Origin of the sequence: Nonomuraea sp. NPDC051191 (assembly GCF_044455665.1) — a bacterium.
Taxonomy (GTDB): Bacteria; Actinomycetota; Actinomycetes; order Streptosporangiales; family Streptosporangiaceae; genus Nonomuraea.
The window spans coordinates 35845-53035 of record NZ_JBITEZ010000030.1 but is presented as its reverse complement, the minus strand read 5'-3'; the positions used below and the strand labels follow the sequence as shown (position 1 = coordinate 53035).

Annotated in this window: 16 protein-coding genes; 10 read left to right on the top strand and 6 right to left on the bottom strand. The window is 72.6% G+C overall.

The genetic code is table 11. The features are described 5' to 3' along the window. The first annotated feature begins 207 nt into the window (after positions 1-207). Positions 208-1047, top strand: coding sequence for a hypothetical protein (locus ACIA8R_RS50045; protein ID WP_397045057.1), 840 nt, complete (start codon positions 208-210; stop codon positions 1045-1047). Continuing rightward, positions 1041-3656 carry a PQQ-binding-like beta-propeller repeat protein gene (locus ACIA8R_RS50040; protein ID WP_397045055.1) on the top strand — a complete coding sequence of 872 codons (2616 nt, stop codon included), beginning with the start codon at positions 1041-1043 and terminating at the stop codon, positions 3654-3656. The genes ACIA8R_RS50045 and ACIA8R_RS50040 overlap by 7 nt, the downstream gene beginning before the upstream one ends. A 72-nt stretch (positions 3657-3728) precedes the next feature. Here ACIA8R_RS50040 and ACIA8R_RS50035 read toward each other — a convergent pair whose 3' ends face one another. From ACIA8R_RS50035 to ACIA8R_RS50020, 4 genes are all read right to left on the bottom strand, one after another. Then, positions 3729-5030, bottom strand: a complete 1302-nt coding sequence (locus ACIA8R_RS50035) for an MFS transporter (protein WP_397045053.1) — start codon at positions 5028-5030, stop codon at positions 3729-3731. 120 nt (positions 5031-5150) lie between these two features. Continuing rightward, complete coding sequence (locus tag ACIA8R_RS50030) at positions 5151-6710, bottom strand: multicopper oxidase family protein (protein WP_397045051.1); 1560 nt, start codon at positions 6708-6710, stop codon at positions 5151-5153. A 90-nt stretch (positions 6711-6800) separates the two neighbouring features. Beyond that, positions 6801-7196: a hypothetical protein gene (locus ACIA8R_RS50025; RefSeq protein WP_397045049.1), complete on the bottom strand. Its 396-nt coding sequence runs from the start codon at positions 7194-7196 to the stop codon at positions 6801-6803. Between the two features lie 55 nt (positions 7197-7251). Next, positions 7252-7755, bottom strand: coding sequence for a carbonic anhydrase (locus tag ACIA8R_RS50020; protein ID WP_364097105.1), 504 nt, complete (start codon positions 7753-7755; stop codon positions 7252-7254). Positions 7756-7861: 106 nt separating this feature from the next. Here ACIA8R_RS50020 and ACIA8R_RS50015 point away from each other — a divergent pair, with 106 nt between their 5' ends. Together ACIA8R_RS50015 and ACIA8R_RS50010 are read left to right on the top strand one after the other, a co-directional pair. Continuing rightward, positions 7862-8299, top strand: coding sequence for an NUDIX domain-containing protein (locus ACIA8R_RS50015; protein ID WP_397045047.1), 438 nt, complete (start codon positions 7862-7864; stop codon positions 8297-8299). Positions 8300-8765: 466 nt separating this feature from the next. Further along, on the top strand, positions 8766-9581 hold the full coding sequence (locus tag ACIA8R_RS50010) for a DUF6461 domain-containing protein (RefSeq protein WP_397045045.1): 816 nt from the start codon (positions 8766-8768) through the stop codon (positions 9579-9581). A 24-nt stretch (positions 9582-9605) separates the two neighbouring features. Here the strand turns inward: ACIA8R_RS50010 and ACIA8R_RS50005 are convergent, their stop codons facing one another. Both ACIA8R_RS50005 and ACIA8R_RS50000 read right to left on the bottom strand, forming a co-directional pair. Then, entirely contained in the window at positions 9606-10139 is a 534-nt protein-coding gene (locus tag ACIA8R_RS50005; protein WP_364097114.1) for a DUF2165 domain-containing protein, read from the bottom strand. 227 nt (positions 10140-10366) lie between these two features. Beyond that, positions 10367-11248 (bottom strand): LysR family transcriptional regulator, encoded by an 882-nt coding sequence (locus tag ACIA8R_RS50000; protein WP_397045043.1) that lies wholly within the window; start codon positions 11246-11248, stop codon positions 10367-10369. 113 nt (positions 11249-11361) lie between these two features. On the opposite strand from ACIA8R_RS50000, the gene ACIA8R_RS49995 reads away from it, so the two are divergent. Genes ACIA8R_RS49995 through ACIA8R_RS49970 form a run of 6 tightly spaced genes read left to right on the top strand, consistent with a single transcriptional unit; the run spans position 11362 to position 17189 of the window. Beyond that, a complete protein-coding gene (locus ACIA8R_RS49995) occupies positions 11362-12030 on the top strand; it encodes an isochorismatase family cysteine hydrolase (protein ID WP_357707269.1) in 669 nt (222 codons plus the stop codon). A 6-nt stretch (positions 12031-12036) separates the two neighbouring features. After that, a complete protein-coding gene (locus ACIA8R_RS49990; RefSeq protein ID WP_397045041.1) occupies positions 12037-12861 on the top strand; it encodes a DUF2877 domain-containing protein in 825 nt (274 codons plus the stop codon). Beyond that, a complete protein-coding gene (gene fdrA, locus ACIA8R_RS49985) occupies positions 12858-14381 on the top strand; it encodes an acyl-CoA synthetase FdrA (protein ID WP_397045040.1) in 1524 nt (507 codons plus the stop codon). The genes ACIA8R_RS49990 and fdrA overlap by 4 nt, the downstream gene beginning before the upstream one ends. A gap of 23 nt (positions 14382-14404) precedes the next feature. Then, a complete protein-coding gene (locus tag ACIA8R_RS49980; protein WP_397045038.1) occupies positions 14405-15832 on the top strand; it encodes a DUF1116 domain-containing protein in 1428 nt (475 codons plus the stop codon). Then, positions 15829-16788, top strand: a complete 960-nt coding sequence (locus ACIA8R_RS49975; protein WP_364097129.1) for a carbamate kinase — start codon at positions 15829-15831, stop codon at positions 16786-16788. The genes ACIA8R_RS49980 and ACIA8R_RS49975 overlap by 4 nt, the downstream gene beginning before the upstream one ends. Further along, positions 16785-17189, top strand: a complete 405-nt coding sequence (locus ACIA8R_RS49970; RefSeq protein ID WP_357707275.1) for a gamma-glutamylcyclotransferase — start codon at positions 16785-16787, stop codon at positions 17187-17189. Before ACIA8R_RS49975 ends, ACIA8R_RS49970 begins: the two co-directional genes overlap by 4 nt. Positions 17190-17191: the final 2 nt, after the last annotated feature.

Sequence of the window (17191 nt, the reverse complement as noted above, 5' to 3'; positions counted from 1 at the left end):
AGGTGGGCGCGCTTCCCGACGTGGACGACGCCGCGGAGCAGGCCCTCGGGCGGGCGAGCGCGCATGCCGTACGCCGCCCGCGTCAGGGCCGGTCGGCGCGAGGGCTCGGCCTGTGGGCCGCGCGGGTAATAGTCGGAAGTCGCTCCGTCGTGCCCGTGCCGGTGCCTACGCTGGTCCTGACGACCGGTCTTGGAGGAACGCGTCCCGATGGGCAGAACGCGCCGCAACAAGAGCACGTCCGCCGGCCGCGGCGCCGCGGCCGGACGGCAGGAGGAAGCCGAGGCGTCCGCTCCCGCTCAGCCCAAGGGGCCTCTGGCCTGGGTGGCGGGCATCGCCGGCGCCGTGGTCCTGGCCGCGTTCGGCGTCGTCTTCACCGACTGGTACAACAGCCACGGCTCCGACACCGTCCAGCGGGTACGCGGCGCCGCCTCGGTCACCGTCGGCCACGTGGCCGTCGACTACGACGAGCGCGACATCGTGCTGCGTGACACGGTGACCACCCCCGAGGACCGGGCGGTCATGGTGGCCACCTACGCCGACGAGCAGCGTGAGGCGATGCTCGCACGCCATCGGATGGCCCTGATCGGCAGCATGAACGTCACCGTCGCGCTGACCGGCAACCGCAGCAGCCTGCGCATCGTGAACATCGAGCCGCGCGTCCTCGCCCGCATGCCGGTGTCGAAGGGCGCCCGCCTGATCGCCACCAAGGCCGGCGAGGCGGGCACCGTGGAGCTGGCCGCCGACCTCGACCGTCCCGTGCCCCGCTTCACGACCGGCGCGGGCACCTCGTACTTCCGGAAGAAGCAGATCGACCTGAAACGGGACGAGCCGGTCACGCTCAGCCTGAGCTTCACCGGCAAGAAGGCGTACTACGAGTTCGACCTCCGGGCCACGGTCCTCGCCGACGGCCGTACGGAGGAGATCGTGATCAAGGGGCCGGACGGCGGGCCGTTCCGGCTGACCGGCGAGGCCACCCGCTACCGGGCCTACTACCGGCAGGCGTCGCACGGGGGCTGGCAGCCCTGCGAGGAACGCCGGGCGTGCTGATCGCCCGTTTCCTCCGGGTCCTGGTGGCGCTCACGTCGGCCGCCGCGCTCGCGGTGGCCGACGACGGGCGGCCCCCGATGGAGCTCGTGGGATGGAAGACGGTGTGGTCGGCCCCCGCCGACGAGAAGAGCTCGTTCTCCTTCCTGTCCGGCGAGAACGTGATCATCGCGACGCCGGAGGGGACCGTGACCGTGCGCGACCCTCGCACCGGCGCGATCCGGCTCACCATCCGCGCTCCGGTCTCCGTCCTGAGCGACGCCTGGGCCGTGGACGCCACCCTCGTCGTGGCCGGAAGCCCGAAGGCATCGTCGGACCGGACCCTGTACGCCTACGACCTGGCCTCCGGCCGCCCGCTGTGGCGGTACGAACTGCCCCCGTCGGGGCCGCACATGCGCAACCTGCCCCGGATCCTGGTGTCCGGGCACGGCGTCGTCGTCTTCCACCGGGACTCCGGGCTGCTCTCGCTCGACGTGCGGACCGGCGGCGTCCGGGCACGGGCCGTGGAGGCCGTCGGCTGCCAGGGGGAGCCCGGCTCCACCCCCACGGCCCTGCTGCTGCTGAGCCGGTGCGGGCGAGGCCGCGTGCGGCTCGACTCCTACGATCCGCGCACGCTGCGGCGGAGCTGGACGCGCCCGGTGACCACGTGGCGTGTCGCGCCGGGCGTCGGCGTCCGGCTCTGGTTCAAGGACGCGTCGGAGGGCTTCGTCATCGCGGCGGTGGACGGCGAGGACTTCCCCTTCACACGGGACGGCACCCCGCTGCCCCGATCCCGCCTGGACGAGGCGGTCGCCGAGCGCCCGTCCCCGGCGGTCGGCCGGCATCCCGACGCCGAGGACCGCGCCGGGTTCGACTGGAACAACGCCTGGCCGCTGCCCGCCTACCTCCTCTCGCGGGACACCGGCACTCCCGTCGCGCTTCCCCTCGACAGGCCGCTCACCCACACCACCGGCTACCTGGGGACGACCGCCCGAATGGCCTTCATCCACGGCGACGCCCAGGTCACCGCCCTGCGTCCCGTCTACGGGCATCCCACCGGTCCCGTGGCGCTCGGCGGCGTCCCGCCGGGGGAGTGGCCGGACGCCTGCTCCCTGCTCACCGCGCGCGACCTCGGCCGGGACGTCCGCCGCGTCCCGGGGAGGAAGTCCCTGGGCCGTCTCACCTTACCCAGGCCCGTGACCTGCGACTGGGTGCCGCCCGAGGGCGACGGCGCGGTCGTCTCGCTCGCCGTGAGCTGGGTGTCCCCGGACGCCCCCGCCCTCTTCACCGCCGCCGCCGAGCAGACCAGGCGTCACGAGAGCTTCGACCACGACCCCACGGTCCAGGGCGAGGGCATCTTCTCCTACACCGCCCACGGCCCCGGGGGGACCTTCGCCGGGACGCTCGTCAACGTGGGACCGGTCATCGTGCATCTGGCGTCGCCGTCCCGGCTGGCGCAGCGCCTGGCCGCGGCCCGGGTGCGCGACAACCTGACGGCCCGCTACCTGCCGGGGCGGCGCATCCCGCCGCCGGCGCGGACGGGCGGGTGGACCCACCTCGCCGACGGAAGCGTCAACACCGACCCGGTGGTGGACGGCGGGGTCGTCTACGCCGGAGCCGACGACGGCCTGTACGCCCTCGACGCCGCCACGGGCCGGGTCCGGTGGAGATCGCAGCCGGCCACGCCCCTGCTCGTGGACGGCGCCCTCTACGCCGCGAGCGGCGACGGGGTGGCCGCCGTCGACCCCGCCACCGGCCGGACGAGGTGGAGCCGCCGCTTCGACACCCGGTACATGGGCATCAAGGACCTCGCCATCCAGGACGGCGGCGTGTACGCGGGCGTCGGCCTGACCCACGTCGTCGCGCTGGAGGCCGCCACCGGCAGGCAGCGGTGGCGCTTCCGCGTCCCCGGCGACCTGGGCCGCGTGGCCGTGGCCGCCGGCGCCGTCCACGTGACCAGCCGGAAAGGCGTGCTGTACTCGCTCGACGCACGGTCGGGCGCGCTTCGCCGGCGTTCCCGCGTGGGCATCGGCGGCATCACCCCGGGCGGTTACCTGGCCGCGACCGGGAAGGCCGTCTTCATGATCACCGGCGCGAAGGCGTCCGCGCTCGACCCCGTCACCGGGAGGACGCGGTGGCAGGCCCGCCTCGGCGCCGCCGTCCGGTACGACCCCGTCGTGATCGGCGACACCGTCTACCTCGGCGACCTCGCCGGACGCACGTACGCGCTGGACATCGCCTCCGGCCGGGAACGATGGAGGCTCACCGGCGAGGGCGACAGCGGCCTCTGGAACGTCACCGCGTCACGAGGGAACGTCTACGTCGCCGGCGGGAGCCTGCACGCCCTCGACCCCGGAACCGGGGAGGAACGGTGGAGCGGGCCGTTCACCGCCCAGGTGTCGGTCCACGCCGACATCGTCTTCGCCCGGGACGAGAACGGCGTACTGCACGCGCTGGACGCGGCCACCGGCGTTCCTCGCTGGCGCTTCCAGAGCGGCGGACGCTTCCAGACCCGGCCGGTCGTGGCCGGCGGCCTCGTCTATGTCGGCAGTTCCAACGGCGACCTGTACGCACTGCGCGCCACGGACGGACGTCCCGGGCCGAGCCCGGCCGAGCTCGCCGTGCGCCCGTGAAGCGCCTGGCCGCGAGGTCCGTCCCGAAAGCAGGAAGACCTCCCCGTGCGGGGAGGTCTTCGGATCGTCGCGTCAGTGGTGGTGGGCGGCGGGCGGCGCGTGGTGATGGTGGTCCGCCGGCACGGCGGGCCGCTGGTCCGCCCTCCTCCAGGTGGCCAGGGCGGTCAGCAGTCCGGCCGTGGTGAGGAGGCCGCCGACCCAGTTGACCGAGCTCAGGCCGAGCCCGCCGTCGATGGCCGCCCCGCCCAGGTAGATGCCGATGGCGCTGCCCAGGGTGAAGGCGGAGATGTTGGCGGCGGACGCCACGTCCGGTGCCTGGCCCGCGGCCGTCATGACCCGCAGTTGCAGCGGGGCGACCACGGCGAAGGCCGCGGTCCCGAAGACCAGCATCATCACGACCGTCGCCGGCCTGCTCTCGACGGCGAAGGTCATCGCGAACAACGCGACGGCCAGCGCGCCGAGGGTCGCGATCACGGTGGGCATGAGCGCCCTGTCCGCGAGCTTGCCCCCGAGGTGGTTGCCGAGGAAGAGCCCGATCCCGAACAGCAGGAGCAGCGGCGTGACCCAGCCGGCCTCGAACCCGGTCACCTCGGTGATCTGCGGCGCGAGGTAGACGTAGCTGGTGAAGACGCCTCCGTAGCCGAGCATCGTGGTGACCAGCGCGCCCCACACGGCCGGACGGCGCAGGGCCGCGAGTTGCTCGCGCATGGTCGGCCCCTGGCCGGCGCCGCCCAGGTGAGCCAGCGCGTGCGCGTCGAGCCCTTCGAACTCGGCGCCGGGCCGGGGGTCGTGGTGGTGTTCGTGCTGGACGTCCGCCGCGCCGCGGCGGCCCAGCGAGCCGATCAGGCCGAGCAGCGCGATGCCGCCGAAGACCACCAAAGTCCAGAACGTGAACCGCCAGCCGAGCGCCTGTCCGATCGCCGCCCCGATCGGCGCGCCGAGCACCGTGGAGGCCGTCAGCCCGGAGAAGACGATGGCCACCGCGCGTCCCTTCCGCGACGGGTCGACCAGTTCGGCGGCGTACACGGCGGCGATGCCCAGGAAGGCGCCGTGGGCCATGGCGGAGATGATCCGTCCGGCCATGATGGTGGCGTAGGCGGGGCCGAGGGCGGAGACCAGGTTGCCCAGGAGGAACACGCCCGTGGTGGTCAGGAGCATCGACCGCCGGCCGAACCTGGTGCCCAGAGCCGTGAACACCGGCGCGCCGATCGCGACCCCGAGCGCGTAGACGCTCTCCAGCGCGCCGACGGCCCCGATCGTGACGTTCAACGACTGGGCGATCTCACGGACGACACCGGCGACGATGAACTCGTCGGCGCCCATCGCGAACGCTCCGACGACCATCGCCCAGATCGCCAATGGCAGCTTTCTCATAGCGCGCTCCCTGCGTGGAGGGCCGCCCGCCGGGGGTTCGTGCCCCCGGCGGGCCTTGCGCCGCTGTAAGCGCCATACCCTCTGGGGGTATTCCCGATTCCGCCGAAGGGCGGTCGGCGATCAGGTCTGCTGGTAGCCGAGAAGGGTCATCATGCCTGATTCGGCGTGGTAGATGTTGTGGCAGTGGATCATCCAGAGCCCTGGGTTGTCGGCGTCGAAGTCGACGTTCAGCGTGCTGCCGGGCAGGACGATGGCGGTGTCCTTCCGGACGCCGCCGTCCGCCAGGGCGAAGGTGTGGCCGTGCAGGTGCATGGGGTGCCACATGGCGGTCCGGTTCACGAACGACAGCCGCACGCGTTCGCCCGGCCGTACCGGGGAGATGATCTTCGGGTCGTACTTCTTGCCGTTGATCGCCCAGTCGTAGGCCATCATGCTGCCGGTCAGCTCCAGCCTGACGACGCGGTCGGGGTTCTTGGCCGCCAGGCGCGCGGCCTCGGCCGGCCGGAGCTCGGAATGGCGGACGACGTCGCCGTCCAGTTCGCGGGGGCGCAGGTCGGCCTTGGGGGCGGAGGCGCCGTCGCCGGTCCGGATCAGGCCGCGGGCCACGGCGTTCTTGCCCTCGGCCAGGGCGACCAGCGGGAAGACGCCGTCCTTGAGGGTGACCAGCACGTCGTAGCGCTCGCCCATGCCGATCAGCAGCGCGTCGGTCTCGGCGTGCCGGACGGGGAAGCCGTCGGTGTGGGTGACGGTCAGCCGGTGTCCGGCCAGGGCCAAGCGGAAGGCGGTGTCGCCTCCGGCGTTGATGACGCGGATGCGCAACCGCGTTCCCGGCTTGGCGCGGAAGGTCTCGGCGGCGGCGGGGACGCGGCCGTTGAGCAGGAAGTGCGGGTAGCGCACGTCGCCGGCGTCCCCGCCGAGCAGCGGGCTCGTCGCGCCCATGAGCATGTGCTTTGCCGTGCCGGAGGAGGGGGCGGGGGTGGCGCCGTGGTCCATTCCTGGCATGTCGTGCATGCCGCCGGTGGGGGTGGCGGCGCCGTGGTTCATGCCCATGCTCATGCCTCGGGACAGCTCGGCCAGGACCTCCTCGGGCGTGCCGGTGACGCCGTCCAGCCAGTCGTCGAGGACCACGACCCATTCGGCGTCGTAGCCGAGCGGCTCCCGGGGGTCCTCGACGATCAGCGGCGCGTACAGACCTCGGTCCAGCTGGGTTCCGGAGTGCGGGTGGAACCAGTAGGTGCCGGGGTCGGGGGCGGCGAACTCGTAGACGTACTCGGCTCCGGCGGCGACGGGCGGCTGAGTGACGCCGGGCACGCCGTCGGCCTCGTTGGTCAGCGCCAGGCCGTGCCAGTGGATGCTGGTGTCCTGGGGGAGCCGGTTGGTCAGGCGGGCGCGGACCACCTCGCCCGCCTTGACCCGGATGGGCGCCCCCGGGACCTTCCCGTCGTACGCCCAGGTGCGCACGGTGACGCCGCCGAGGTCCACCTGGCTCTCGGCGGCGGTCAGGCGGAAGTCGCGGACAGCGCCCGTGCGGCGCGCCCGCTCCGCTTGCCGGACCTGCTCGCTGGTCGGCGTGACGAACGCCGGCCCGGTGGCGGCGGGTTCACCGGCGCACGCGGTGAGAGCGCTGCCCAGAATGCCGAGCCCGGTGGCCCGCAGCATGGTACGTCGATCGATCTGCATGGTTGATGCCTCGCTGAGAAGTCGTGCTCACGGATGGACGCGGCCGGATCCGGCCGGGGCGTGAATGCCACGGCGATCCGGGTCCGCGACTCAGGTCCGCAGGACGACGGTTCGTCTCAGTACGAGAGCGTCAGGCGGCCCGCGCAGCCGGCGGGCGATGCGCCACCCCAGGCGGGCGAGACCGCCGGACGGCGGGGTGAGCAGGCCCGCCACATGGAGCAACGGCAAGGCGAGCGCGATGAGCCCGGCCGCGATGGCCAGGCAGATGGGGGCGGTGTCGTGACCGCCACCCGGGGCTCCGCCGTGGTCGGGCATCGAAGACGGGCCGTCGTGGGCTTGGACGGCACCGGCGGAGACGGGCAGGGGCTGGTTCTGGCCCCCGACGTGGCCGAGGGTGTGCATCGCGGCCAGGCCCAGGGCGATGAGCACGGCCAGCAGCGCCGGTGGGAGCAATCCCGCCGGCCGACCCTTCCGCCCCGAAGTCACACCCTCACGATACCCCTACCTGGTATATGGTGGCGGTAAGCGCCCGTTGGGCCATTTACGCGGCGTCCAGCTTGACCTCGCTCAGCCGGCCCGTGGTGACGTCGTAGACGAACCCGCGGACGGAGTCCTTGTGCGGGATGAACGGGTCGGCCTGGATGCGCCTGGCCGACTGGCGCACGTCCGCCTCCAGGTCCTGGAACGCCTCGGCGGACCAGTCGGGCTTGACGCCGACCTCCTGGTAGATGTCGTGCTTGAAGCCGTCGTCGGTGAACGTCAGCATGCCGCAGTCGGTGTGGTGGATGAGGATGATCTCGCGGGTGCCCAGGAGGCGCTGGCTGATGGCCAGGCTGCGACGTTCGCCGGCGGTGACGACGCCGCCCGCGTTGCGGATCACGTGCGCGTCGCCCTCGCGCAGCCCGAGCAGGCCGTAGACGTTGAGCCGGGCGTCCATGCAGGCCACCACGGCCACGCCTCGGGCGGGCGGCAGCGGCAGGTCCCCGGCGTCGAAGGCGGCGGCGTAGCGTTCGGAGTTGGCGATCAGCTGGTCGGTGACGCTCATGGGGGAGTCCTCCTGTGACGTGCCGACATAGTCCACATTCCCTACTGACTGTACATGTTATTGGCGCGATGTGTAGCCCCCCGACTGTTGAGGTACCGTCCGGGTGATGCAGGTACGAGTCACCGGCGTGCTCGTCGAGGACGGCCGGATCCTCCTCCTTGACCAGGACGCCGACTCCGGTCGCTCGTGGTCCCTGCCCGGCGGGAAGGTCGAACCGGGCGAAACCATCGGCCGTGCGCTCGTGCGGGAGATGCGCGAGGAGACCGGCGTCGAGGTCGGTGTGGGCCGGCTGCTGTACGTGTGCGACCACCTGCCCGGCGGCGACATCCACGTCGTGCACATGACGTTCGAGGTCACCCGCATCGGCGGCACCGTCGGCGCCATGGTGGCGGGCGCCGACACCGTCCCGATCCGCGGCGTGGAGTTCGTGCCCCTGGCCGAGCTGCCCGCGCTCGGGTTCGCCGACCGGTTCGTCGAGCTGGCCCGGGCCGGCTGGCCGGGAGCCGGAGCCTACATGGGCGCCAAGGCCACCATCGGCCTGTAAATAATCTACGTTGTAAAGGCGGCGGGCTTCCGCCGCTCCCGGCTTCGGCCCCGGCAGCGGCCTGTCGAACCGCGCCGCGGGCACCGTCCTGCTCTTCCCGGACTCGAACTGCCGGATCAAGGTCTTCGATCCCGTGGAGCCCGGGGACGTCAAGCAGGGCAACATCGGAAGCTTCTTCGCCGTGAACTGATCCGGCAAAAGCCCCCTACCGTGTGGACTCCAGGTTCAAGCTTGAAGTGTTTGAGCGTGTGGGAGACGCGCAGGACGCCGCACCGTAGCATGTGGCCGAGGTGCGCCGCCTGGTCCTCGACCCGCTGACCAAGGCCCAGCAGCGGCAGCTCGGCATGATCGCCTCCCGCATCCTGCGGGCCGTGGACCCCGCCCGCGAACTCCCAGAACGCTCCTGACCCGCGGGTTTCACGCGCGCGTTCTGCCCCTTCACCCGTTCCACGAGAGGACTTCCGCCATGCCCACGATCGCGATCGTCGGCGCCGACCCCGCCGCGCTGGCCGCCGCGCTGGAGGCCGCGACCGTCCGGCCGTGCTGCCCGCCTGAGCCGTCCGGCGGGGTGGGGCTTGTCCTTGGTGCGGCGAGCCCAGATGATCAGGATCCGGACACGCGGTTCGGGGCGTCCTGCGGGATGCCCCTCCTTCGAGAGGCGGCCATGCGGTCACCGACCTACCTGCACGACCTTCTGGTCGCGACCCTCTTCACCGAGGGGCTCGACGCCGAGATGGACCTGTGGGCGCTGGGATTCAGCGCCATGTGGGTCCAGGGCGCTGACCTCGGGTCGCTCGCCCGGACCTTCCACCTGGACCTCGCCACCCGGACCCCGTGCCACCTGAGCGAGATCCTCGACCACAACATCGACGACGGATCCACCTGGGTGGCCGAGGTCAACGGCTGGATCGGCGTCGTGCCGGCGCACGGCCACGGCGAGTTCCTGTGCTCGGTCACCGAAGGCGGCCGTCAGGCCCTCGGCCTCCGCATGGACATCACCGGCAACGCCTATTTCGAATACGCCCGCGACGGCCGCATGGTCGTCTCCTTCGACCCGCTCTCGCCCGACGACTGGAGGCGGTCCGGCGACGACCCGCACGCGCTCGATCGGCTGATGGACGGGCTGCGCTTCGAGATCAGCGATGACGACGTCCGCGACAACCCCGTGGAGGATCCGGAGAGCATCAGCTCGGCCTTGGCGCTGATCGGGCGCGTCACGGAGACCGACATCGCCACCGACTGGTTCCTGGCGCGGCACTCGCGCATCAGGCCCGCCTCCTGACGGCCCCGGATCCCGCCGGGCTGCTCAGGCGTTCTCGCGGGTGTCGTTGCGGAGGCTGAGGAAGACCAGGACGACCCCGATGTACGTGCACAGCCGCACCGCGTCGGGGATGCCGTTCCAGGTGCCGTTCATCCACATGCCGAACCATTCGCCGCCGATGGCCTGGAAGCCGAAGAACCACAGGAGCAGGGCCACCGTGCAGCCGACGACGCCCCAGCGCTTGGCCTGGTGGAAGGCGGCGTCGTCGCGGCCGACGGCCCTGGCCTGCTGCCAGGCGGACACGAGACAGGTCACCATGATGACCGCCTCGGTGAGGATGACGCCGACGTAGGCGACGTGGTGCGCCCACGTCCACGTGATGGCGCGGTAGTTGATCTGGCTGACCGCGGCGAGCTCGGGCTTCTGGGCGTCCATGGCCAGGACGTGCCGGACGAACTCGAAGTTCGTGCCGTAGTCGGTGAGGTTGCCGAACACGACGAGCAGCGCGAAGCCGCCGACGGTGAAGGTGAGCAGCGCCTTCGCCAGGCGAATGGCGACGATGGTGTCGAAGCGGGCCAAGGTTCTTTCCTTTGACATCTCTGATCGAATGAGCACACGAGCCCAGAGGAGGTGTCCTGCGATGGGGAAAGATCCACGGGGCCCGCTCGCCCGGCGTGGAGGAACTCGCCGGGCCGCTCCACTGGCTCCGTCACTGGTGGTGACGTCGCGGGCCCCTCAGCCTGAGGTGGAACAACGCGACCGATTGTAGCCGCGCTCGCCCCCTGCCCGATCCGCGACCGGCGCGGCTACCCGGCGGGGTCGGGTCGCAGGAGGTCGAGCAGGGCCCGTACGGCCGGGTTGCTGTCGTGGCCGGCCCGGGTGACCAGCGCGACGGTCCGGTCCGCGGTGTTCCCGATGATCGGGACGGCCGTCAGGCCGGCCTGGTGGGCCACGCCCACGGGCAGGACGGCGAGGCCGAGCCCGTGCCTGACCAGCGAGGCCAGCAGTTCGAGCTGGGTGGTCCTGAGCACGATCCGCCGTTTGAGCCCCGCGTCGTGGCACAGCCGGTCGACGACGGTCTGCAGCCCGGTCCCGGCCTGGAACTCGACGAACGGCTCCGCCTCCAGGTCGGCCAGCCGGACGCCGGGCTGCCCGGCCAGCGGGTGGTCGGGGCCCGCGGCCACCGCCAGCGGCTCGGTGTCGCTGTCGATCACCGTGAGCGCCGCGGGCAGCTCGTCGACGCCGCACGCGAGGTAGGCGAGGTCCAGTTCGCCGCTGCGCAACGCCTCGATCATCTCGTCGACCGGCGCCTCCAGGAGGCTGATCTCGACCCCCGGGTACGCCTTCGTGAAGCGGGCCAGCACCTCGGGAAGGTCGATCCAGGTGAGCATCTGGATCGTGCCGAGCGCCACCTGCCCGCGCAGCAGCCCCTGGACGGCGGAGATCTCCGCCCTGGCCGCGCGGGCGTCGGCGAGGATGTGGCGGGCGATCGGGAGGAGGGCGCGGCCGGCGGGGCTGAGCTCGACGCGGCGGGTGGTGCGGTCGAAGAGGGTGGCGCCGAGCTCGCGTTCGAGCTGGCGGATGGATGCGCTCAGTGACGACTGGACGACGTTGACGTCGTGGGCCGCCAGGGTGAAGCTGCGTCGCCGGGCCACGGCGAGGAAGTGCGACAGCTGTCTGAGCTCCATTTATCGACCGTTTCGATGAGGGCTACCAAGTCTATCTGTTGGACAGAATAGCCTGGTGGAAGGCAGTCTGGGTACTGAGCGTGAACACCGCTGGACAACAAGGGAGTTGGCCTGTGACTGCCAGGAGCATTGCAGCCGAGCCGTTCGATCTGGAGCTGGACCCGGCGACGACGGCGCTGGTCGTGATCGACATGCAGCGGGACTTCCTGCAGCCGGGCGGTTTCGGGGAACTGCTCGGCAACGACGTCTCGCTGCTGCGCGGCGCGATCGAGCCGACGCGGGCGGTCCTGGAGGCGGCGCGGGCCGCCGGGATGCTCGTGATCCACACCCGCGAGGGCCACCGTACCGACCTCACGGACTGCCCGCCCGCCAAGCGGACGCGGGGCGGCAAGACGTTCATCGGCACCGACGGGCCCATGGGCCGCATCCTGGTCCGCGGCGAGGAGGGGCACGACATCGTCCCCGAGCTCTACCCGATCGAGGGCGAGCCGGTGATCGACAAGCCGGGCAAGGGCGCGTTCTACGCGACCGACCTGGAGGCGATCCTGAGCAGCCGGGGGATCCGCACGCTGCTGGTCTGCGGCGTGACCCTGGAGGTGTGCGTGCACACCACGGTGCGCGAGGCCAACGACCGCGGGTACGAGTGCGTGGTCCTGGAGGACTGCGTGGGCTCCTACTTCCCCGAGTTCCTCCGGGTCGGGCTCGACATGATCAAGGCGCAGGGCGCGATCTTCGGCTGGGTGTCGGACTCCAAGCGCGCCGTGGACCTGCTGAACGGCTAGCTCGACATGGTCGCCGTCTCTGCCGGCTATCTGGTGCCGGGGCCGGACTTCGCCGGAACGGTCCACAGCGTCTTCGCGACCGCGTGCAACCTGGCCGTGGACGGCCTCCTGCTGACCGTGCACGACGCCGTCGCGCCGCACACGCCGACGTCCGTCCGCGTGACGGGGTGGCGGCCTGCGGCGCGGGTGGGCGATCCGGTCCGGTGCAGGTCGGGGCTGCTGTCGTTCGGCGCGCACGTGCTCGATCTGCGGGACGTGCCGGTCTGGACGCCACCGCCGCCGACACGGGCGTCGTCCACGGTCACCGGCTGGCGGCAGGTCGCGGAGCTGCGCGAGCGGTACGTCGAGGCCGAGGGCCTCACCGTGCCCGGCCTCGACGGACGAGCGGAAAGCCTGCTGGAGGCGCTGACCGGACGGCCGCATGACGTGCCAGGGGCCGTGGCGCGGCTGGTCGGGTTCGGGCCCGGCCTGACCCCCAGCGGCGACGACCTGCTGGTCGGCACGCTGGCCGTCCTGTCACGGACCGCCCGGTCAGCGGGCGGCCCGGCGCCCGCGCGGGCGTTCCGCACCCTCGCGGACGGCGTGCGCCGGCACGCCCACCGCACCACCGACGTCGCCGCCCACTACCTGCGGCTCGCTGCCGAGGGCCACTACAGCGAGCCGATCCTCGACCTGGTGGACGCGCTCGTCACCGGAGCCGACCGCACGGCGGTGCCGGCCCGTACCCAGGCCGCGTTGCGCGTGGGAGCCAGCTCGGGAGCCGACGGCGTCGCCGGCGTCCTGCTCGGCCTGCGCGTACTCGGTTTCTCCCCAGATCGGAAGGCGGCATGAGCAGCATTCGCGAACATCGCATCTACCCCAACCGCTATCAGGACTCGGTCGCCCTGATGGCGCTCTCCGCGGCGCTGGCCGAGCTGCCCGGCATCCGGACGGCCTCCGTCGTGATGGGGACCGGCACCAACCTGGACAACCTCCGGCAGGCCGGGCTGGGCGAGGTGCAGGCCGGCCCCGGCGACCTGGTCGTCGCGGTGCTGGGCGAGGAGCAGGCCACCGCACAGGCACTGGAGCTGGCCGACGAGCGGCTGTCCGAGCAGCCGTCCCGCGAGACCGCCGGCGACGTTGTGGCGCCGCCGCTCCGGAGCCTGCGGCAGGCCGTGGAGCAGAACCCGGCGCACAACCTGGCGCTGATCTCGGTGCCCGGACCGTACGCCGCCGCCGAGGCGCTGAAGGCGCTGCGGCTCGGGCTGAACGTCATGGTGTTCAGCGACAACGTCCCGCTCGACCAGGAGATCGAGATCAAGCGCTTCGCCGAGGAGCGGGACCTGCTCGTGATGGGCCCCGACTGCGGCACCGCGATCGTGGACGGCCTTCCGCTCGGCTTCGCCAACGTCGTGCGGCGTGGCCGCGTCGGCGTGGTGGGCGCGTCGGGAACCGGCATGCAGGAGATCACCTCACGGGTGCACCAGCTCGGAGAGGGCATCTCGCAGGCGTTCGGCACCGGCGGCCACGACCTGTCGGCGGAGGTCGGGGCGATCTCCATGCTCCGCGGGCTGCGCGCCCTGGCCGCCGACGAGAAGACGGACGTCATCGTGCTGGTCTCCAAGCCTCCGGCCGAGACGGTCGCCAAGACCGTGGTCGAGGAGGCGCGCACGCTCGACGTGCCCGTCGTGATCTGCTTCCTCGGCGCCGACCCGGCCGCGTTCGGCGGCGACACCCCGGGGGTGCGGTTCGCCGGCACGCTGGCCGGGGCCGCCGACGTCGCGGTGGCGCTCGTCCGGGGGGAGGCCCGGCCTGAGGATCGGCCGGTGGAGCCGCACGAGCAGGTGAGTCTCGCGCCGGAGCAGCGTGACCTGCGCGGCGTGTTCACCGGTGGCACGTTCTGCTACGAGGCGCAGCTCCTGGCCCTGGCCGAGGGCGTGCGGGCCGCGTCGAACACGCCCGTGGCGGGCAACACCGCGCCGGCCGACGTCGCCGTCAGCGTCGGGCACACGATCCTCGACCTGGGCGACGACGTGTTCACGCGGGGGCGGCCGCATCCCATGATCGACCCGGCGCCGCGCGACGAGCGGCTGCTCGCCGAGGCCGCCGACCCGGCCACCGCCGTCGTCCTGTTCGACGTCGTGCTCGGGTACGGCGCGGCCGACGACCCGATCTCCGGCCTGCTCGACGCCATCGGCCGGGCGCGGGCTGGACGTGAGGGCACTGCCCCGGCGTTCGTCGCGCACGTCTGCGGCACCGACGACGACCCGCAGGACCGGTCGGCCGTCGTGGCGCGGCTGCGCGAGGCCGGCGTCCTGGTGGCGGAGAACAACGCCCAGGCGGCCGTGATCGCCGCCCGGATGACCCCGTGACCGGGGTAGGAAGGCAGAGACATATGTGGAGCGAGCACCTCGACGTGGTCAACGTCGGTCTCGCCGGGTTCGGGGACGACATCCGCGCCGCCGGAGGGTCCGTGACCACCCTGGACTGGCGTCCTCCCGCGGGAGGCGACCCGGCGGCCGCGCTGGCGCTGGCCAGGCTCGTCCGCCACCCGGAGGTCGAGCGGGCCAACCAGGTCGCCTTCGAGCGGTACCTGTCCGCGCGGCCGGTGCTGACGGACGTCGTACCGGCGAAGGAGGCCATCCCCGAGCTGGCCGCGGAGCGGCTGATCCTGCACTCGGGCCCGCCCATCGCCTGGGAGCGGATGGCCGGCCCGGTCAAGGGCGCGATCGCCGGGGCCGTCGTGTTCGAAGGCTGGGCGCGGACCCCCGAGCAGGCGGCCGAGCTCGCCGCGTCGGGCGCGATCTCCTTCTCCCCGGCGCACCACTACGGCGCGGTCGGCCCGATGGCCGGCGTCATCAGCCCGTCGATGCCCGTCTGGGTGGTGCGCGACGCCACCTCGGGCAACCTCGCCTACAGCAACTTCAACGAGGGCCTCGGCAAGGTGCTGCGCTTCGGCGCGAACGGTCCGGAGGTGCTCGACCGGCTGAGGTGGATGGGCACCGAGCTGGCCGCGGCGCTGCGGCCCGCCGTCCGGCGGCTGGACGGCCTCGATCTCAAGCCGCTCATCGGCCAGGCGCTGCACATGGGCGACGAGGTGCACAACCGCAACGCGGCGGCCACCGGCCTGCTGCTCAAGCAGCTGCTGCCCGCGCTCATCGCGACCGGGCCGGACAACGCCGTGCTGCGCAGGGCCGCCGAGTTCATCACCGGCAACGACCACTTCTTCCTGAACGTGTCGATGGCGGCCTGCAAGGCCATGCTCGACGCCGCCGCCGGGGTGCCGCACAGCTCGATGGTCACCGCGATGGCGCGCAACGGCGTCAACTTCGGCATCCGCGTCTCCGGCACCGGCGACCGCTGGTTCCAGGCGCCGGCCAACCCCGTCGACGGTCTCTTCTTCCCCGGTTACGGCCTGGACGACGCCGCCCCCGACCTGGGCGACAGCGCGATCACCGAGACCGCGGGGCTCGGCGGCTTCGCGATGGCCGCCTCGCCGGCGATCGTCAAGTTCGTCGGCGGCACGCCGGCCGACGCCACCGCGCACAGCCGGCGGATGCGGGAGATCACGATCGGCACGAACCCGGTGTTCACCCTGCCCGCGCTCGACTTCGGCGCGAGCGCGGCCGGCATCGACGTGCGCGCCGTCGCCGACACGGGCATCCAGCCGGTCATCAACACCGGCATCGCGCACAAGGAGGCCGGTGTCGGGCAGATCGGCGCGGGCGTCACCACGGCGCCGCTGCCCTGCTTCACCCAGGCGGTCGTCGCCCTCGCCGACGGGCTCGGGCTCGCCGCCGGAGCGGCGGGGGCGGCGGCATGAAGGCCGGGCTCGCCGTCGTCGCCTTCGGCGGGAACGCGCTCGTCCGCGACGCCGCCCACGAGGCGATTCCGTACCAGTACGACACGGTCGTGCGGACCGTGCCGGCCATCGTCGACATGATCGCCAAGGGCTGGGACGTCGTGGTCACCCACGGGAACGGCCCGCAGGTCGGCTTCATCCTGCGCCGCTCCGAGCTGGCCGCCGCCGAGGTCGCGCCGGTGCCGCTGGACTACGCGGTCGCCGACACCCAGGGCGCGATCGGGTACATGTTCACCAAGGCGCTCTCCAACGAGCTGGCCGTACGCGGCCTGAGCCGCCCGGTGGTCAGCCTGGTGACGCAGACCGTGGTCGACCCCGCCGATCCGGCCTTCGACCGGCCCACCAAGCCGATCGGGTCGTTCTTCGACGAGGAGACCGCCCGCCGCTACGCCGCCGAACTCGGCTGGACGGTGGCCGAGGACTCCGGACGCGGCTGGCGCCGTACGGTGGCCTCGCCCGAGCCCGTCGAGATCGTCGAGCTCGGCACCATCCGCGACCTCGTCGGCGGCGGAACCGTGGTGGTGGCCGGCGGCGGCGGAGGCGTGGCCGTCGCCCGCGACGCCACGGGCCTGCTCACCGGCGTCGAGGCGGTGATCGACAAGGACCGCGCCGCCGCGCTGCTCGCCGCCGAGCTCGGCGCGGACCTGCTGGCCATCCCGACCGGCGTGGACCGGGTGGCGATCCACTTCGGCACGCCGCGGGAGCAGTGGCTCGACCACCTCACCCCGGACACCGCCGCCGAGTACGCCGCCGAGGGGCACTTCGGAGAGGGCAGCATGCGGCCCAAGGTGGAGGCGATCATCGACTTCCTGCGGGCCAGGCCCACGTCGTACGGCCTGATCACCGCCCCCGACCGGCTCGCCGACGCCCTGTCCGGCACGACCGGCACCTGGATCAGCAAGGGAGAAACAGCATGACCGGCACCACCACCGGCGTGGCGCTCGCCGTCAACGGCACGCTGATGCGCGGCCTCGAACTCAACGGCAACCTCACCGGCGCCGGCGCCACGTTCCTGCGCGAGGACGCCACGGCCCCCTGCTACCGGCTGTGGAGCATCGACGACCGGCACCCCGCGATGATCCGCACCACCGACGGCAGCGGCGTGTCGGTCGAGGTGGAGGTCTGGGAGGTGCCCGCCGAAGGGCTGGCCGGGGTGCTGCTGTCCGAGCCCGCCGGACTGTCCGTCGGCAAGGTCAGCCTCGCCGACGGCACGGAGGTGCTGGGCGTGATCGGCGAGCCGTTCCTGGTGGCGGGCAAGCGGGAGATCACCGAGTTCACGGGCTGGCGGCGGTACGTCGCGACGCTCGGAGAGGGTTGACC

Coding starts and splice junctions, on each gene's coding strand:
- ACIA8R_RS50045 (WP_397045057.1), top strand. CDS start 208: ATGGGCAGAACGCGCCGCAACAAGAGCACGTCCGCCGGCCGCGGCGCC.
- ACIA8R_RS50035 (WP_397045053.1), bottom strand. CDS start 5,030: ATGAGAAAGCTGCCATTGGCGATCTGGGCGATGGTCGTCGGAGCGTTC.
- ACIA8R_RS50030 (WP_397045051.1), bottom strand. CDS start 6,710: ATGCAGATCGATCGACGTACCATGCTGCGGGCCACCGGGCTCGGCATT.
- ACIA8R_RS50020 (WP_364097105.1), bottom strand. CDS start 7,755: ATGAGCGTCACCGACCAGCTGATCGCCAACTCCGAACGCTACGCCGCC.
- ACIA8R_RS50015 (WP_397045047.1), top strand. CDS start 7,862: ATGCAGGTACGAGTCACCGGCGTGCTCGTCGAGGACGGCCGGATCCTC.
- ACIA8R_RS50010 (WP_397045045.1), top strand. CDS start 8,766: ATGCCCACGATCGCGATCGTCGGCGCCGACCCCGCCGCGCTGGCCGCC.
- ACIA8R_RS50000 (WP_397045043.1), bottom strand. CDS start 11,248: ATGGAGCTCAGACAGCTGTCGCACTTCCTCGCCGTGGCCCGGCGACGC.
- ACIA8R_RS49990 (WP_397045041.1), top strand. CDS start 12,037: ATGGTCGCCGTCTCTGCCGGCTATCTGGTGCCGGGGCCGGACTTCGCC.
- fdrA (WP_397045040.1), top strand. CDS start 12,858: ATGAGCAGCATTCGCGAACATCGCATCTACCCCAACCGCTATCAGGAC.
- ACIA8R_RS49980 (WP_397045038.1), top strand. CDS start 14,405: ATGTGGAGCGAGCACCTCGACGTGGTCAACGTCGGTCTCGCCGGGTTC.
- ACIA8R_RS49975 (WP_364097129.1), top strand. CDS start 15,829: ATGAAGGCCGGGCTCGCCGTCGTCGCCTTCGGCGGGAACGCGCTCGTC.
- ACIA8R_RS49970 (WP_357707275.1), top strand. CDS start 16,785: ATGACCGGCACCACCACCGGCGTGGCGCTCGCCGTCAACGGCACGCTG.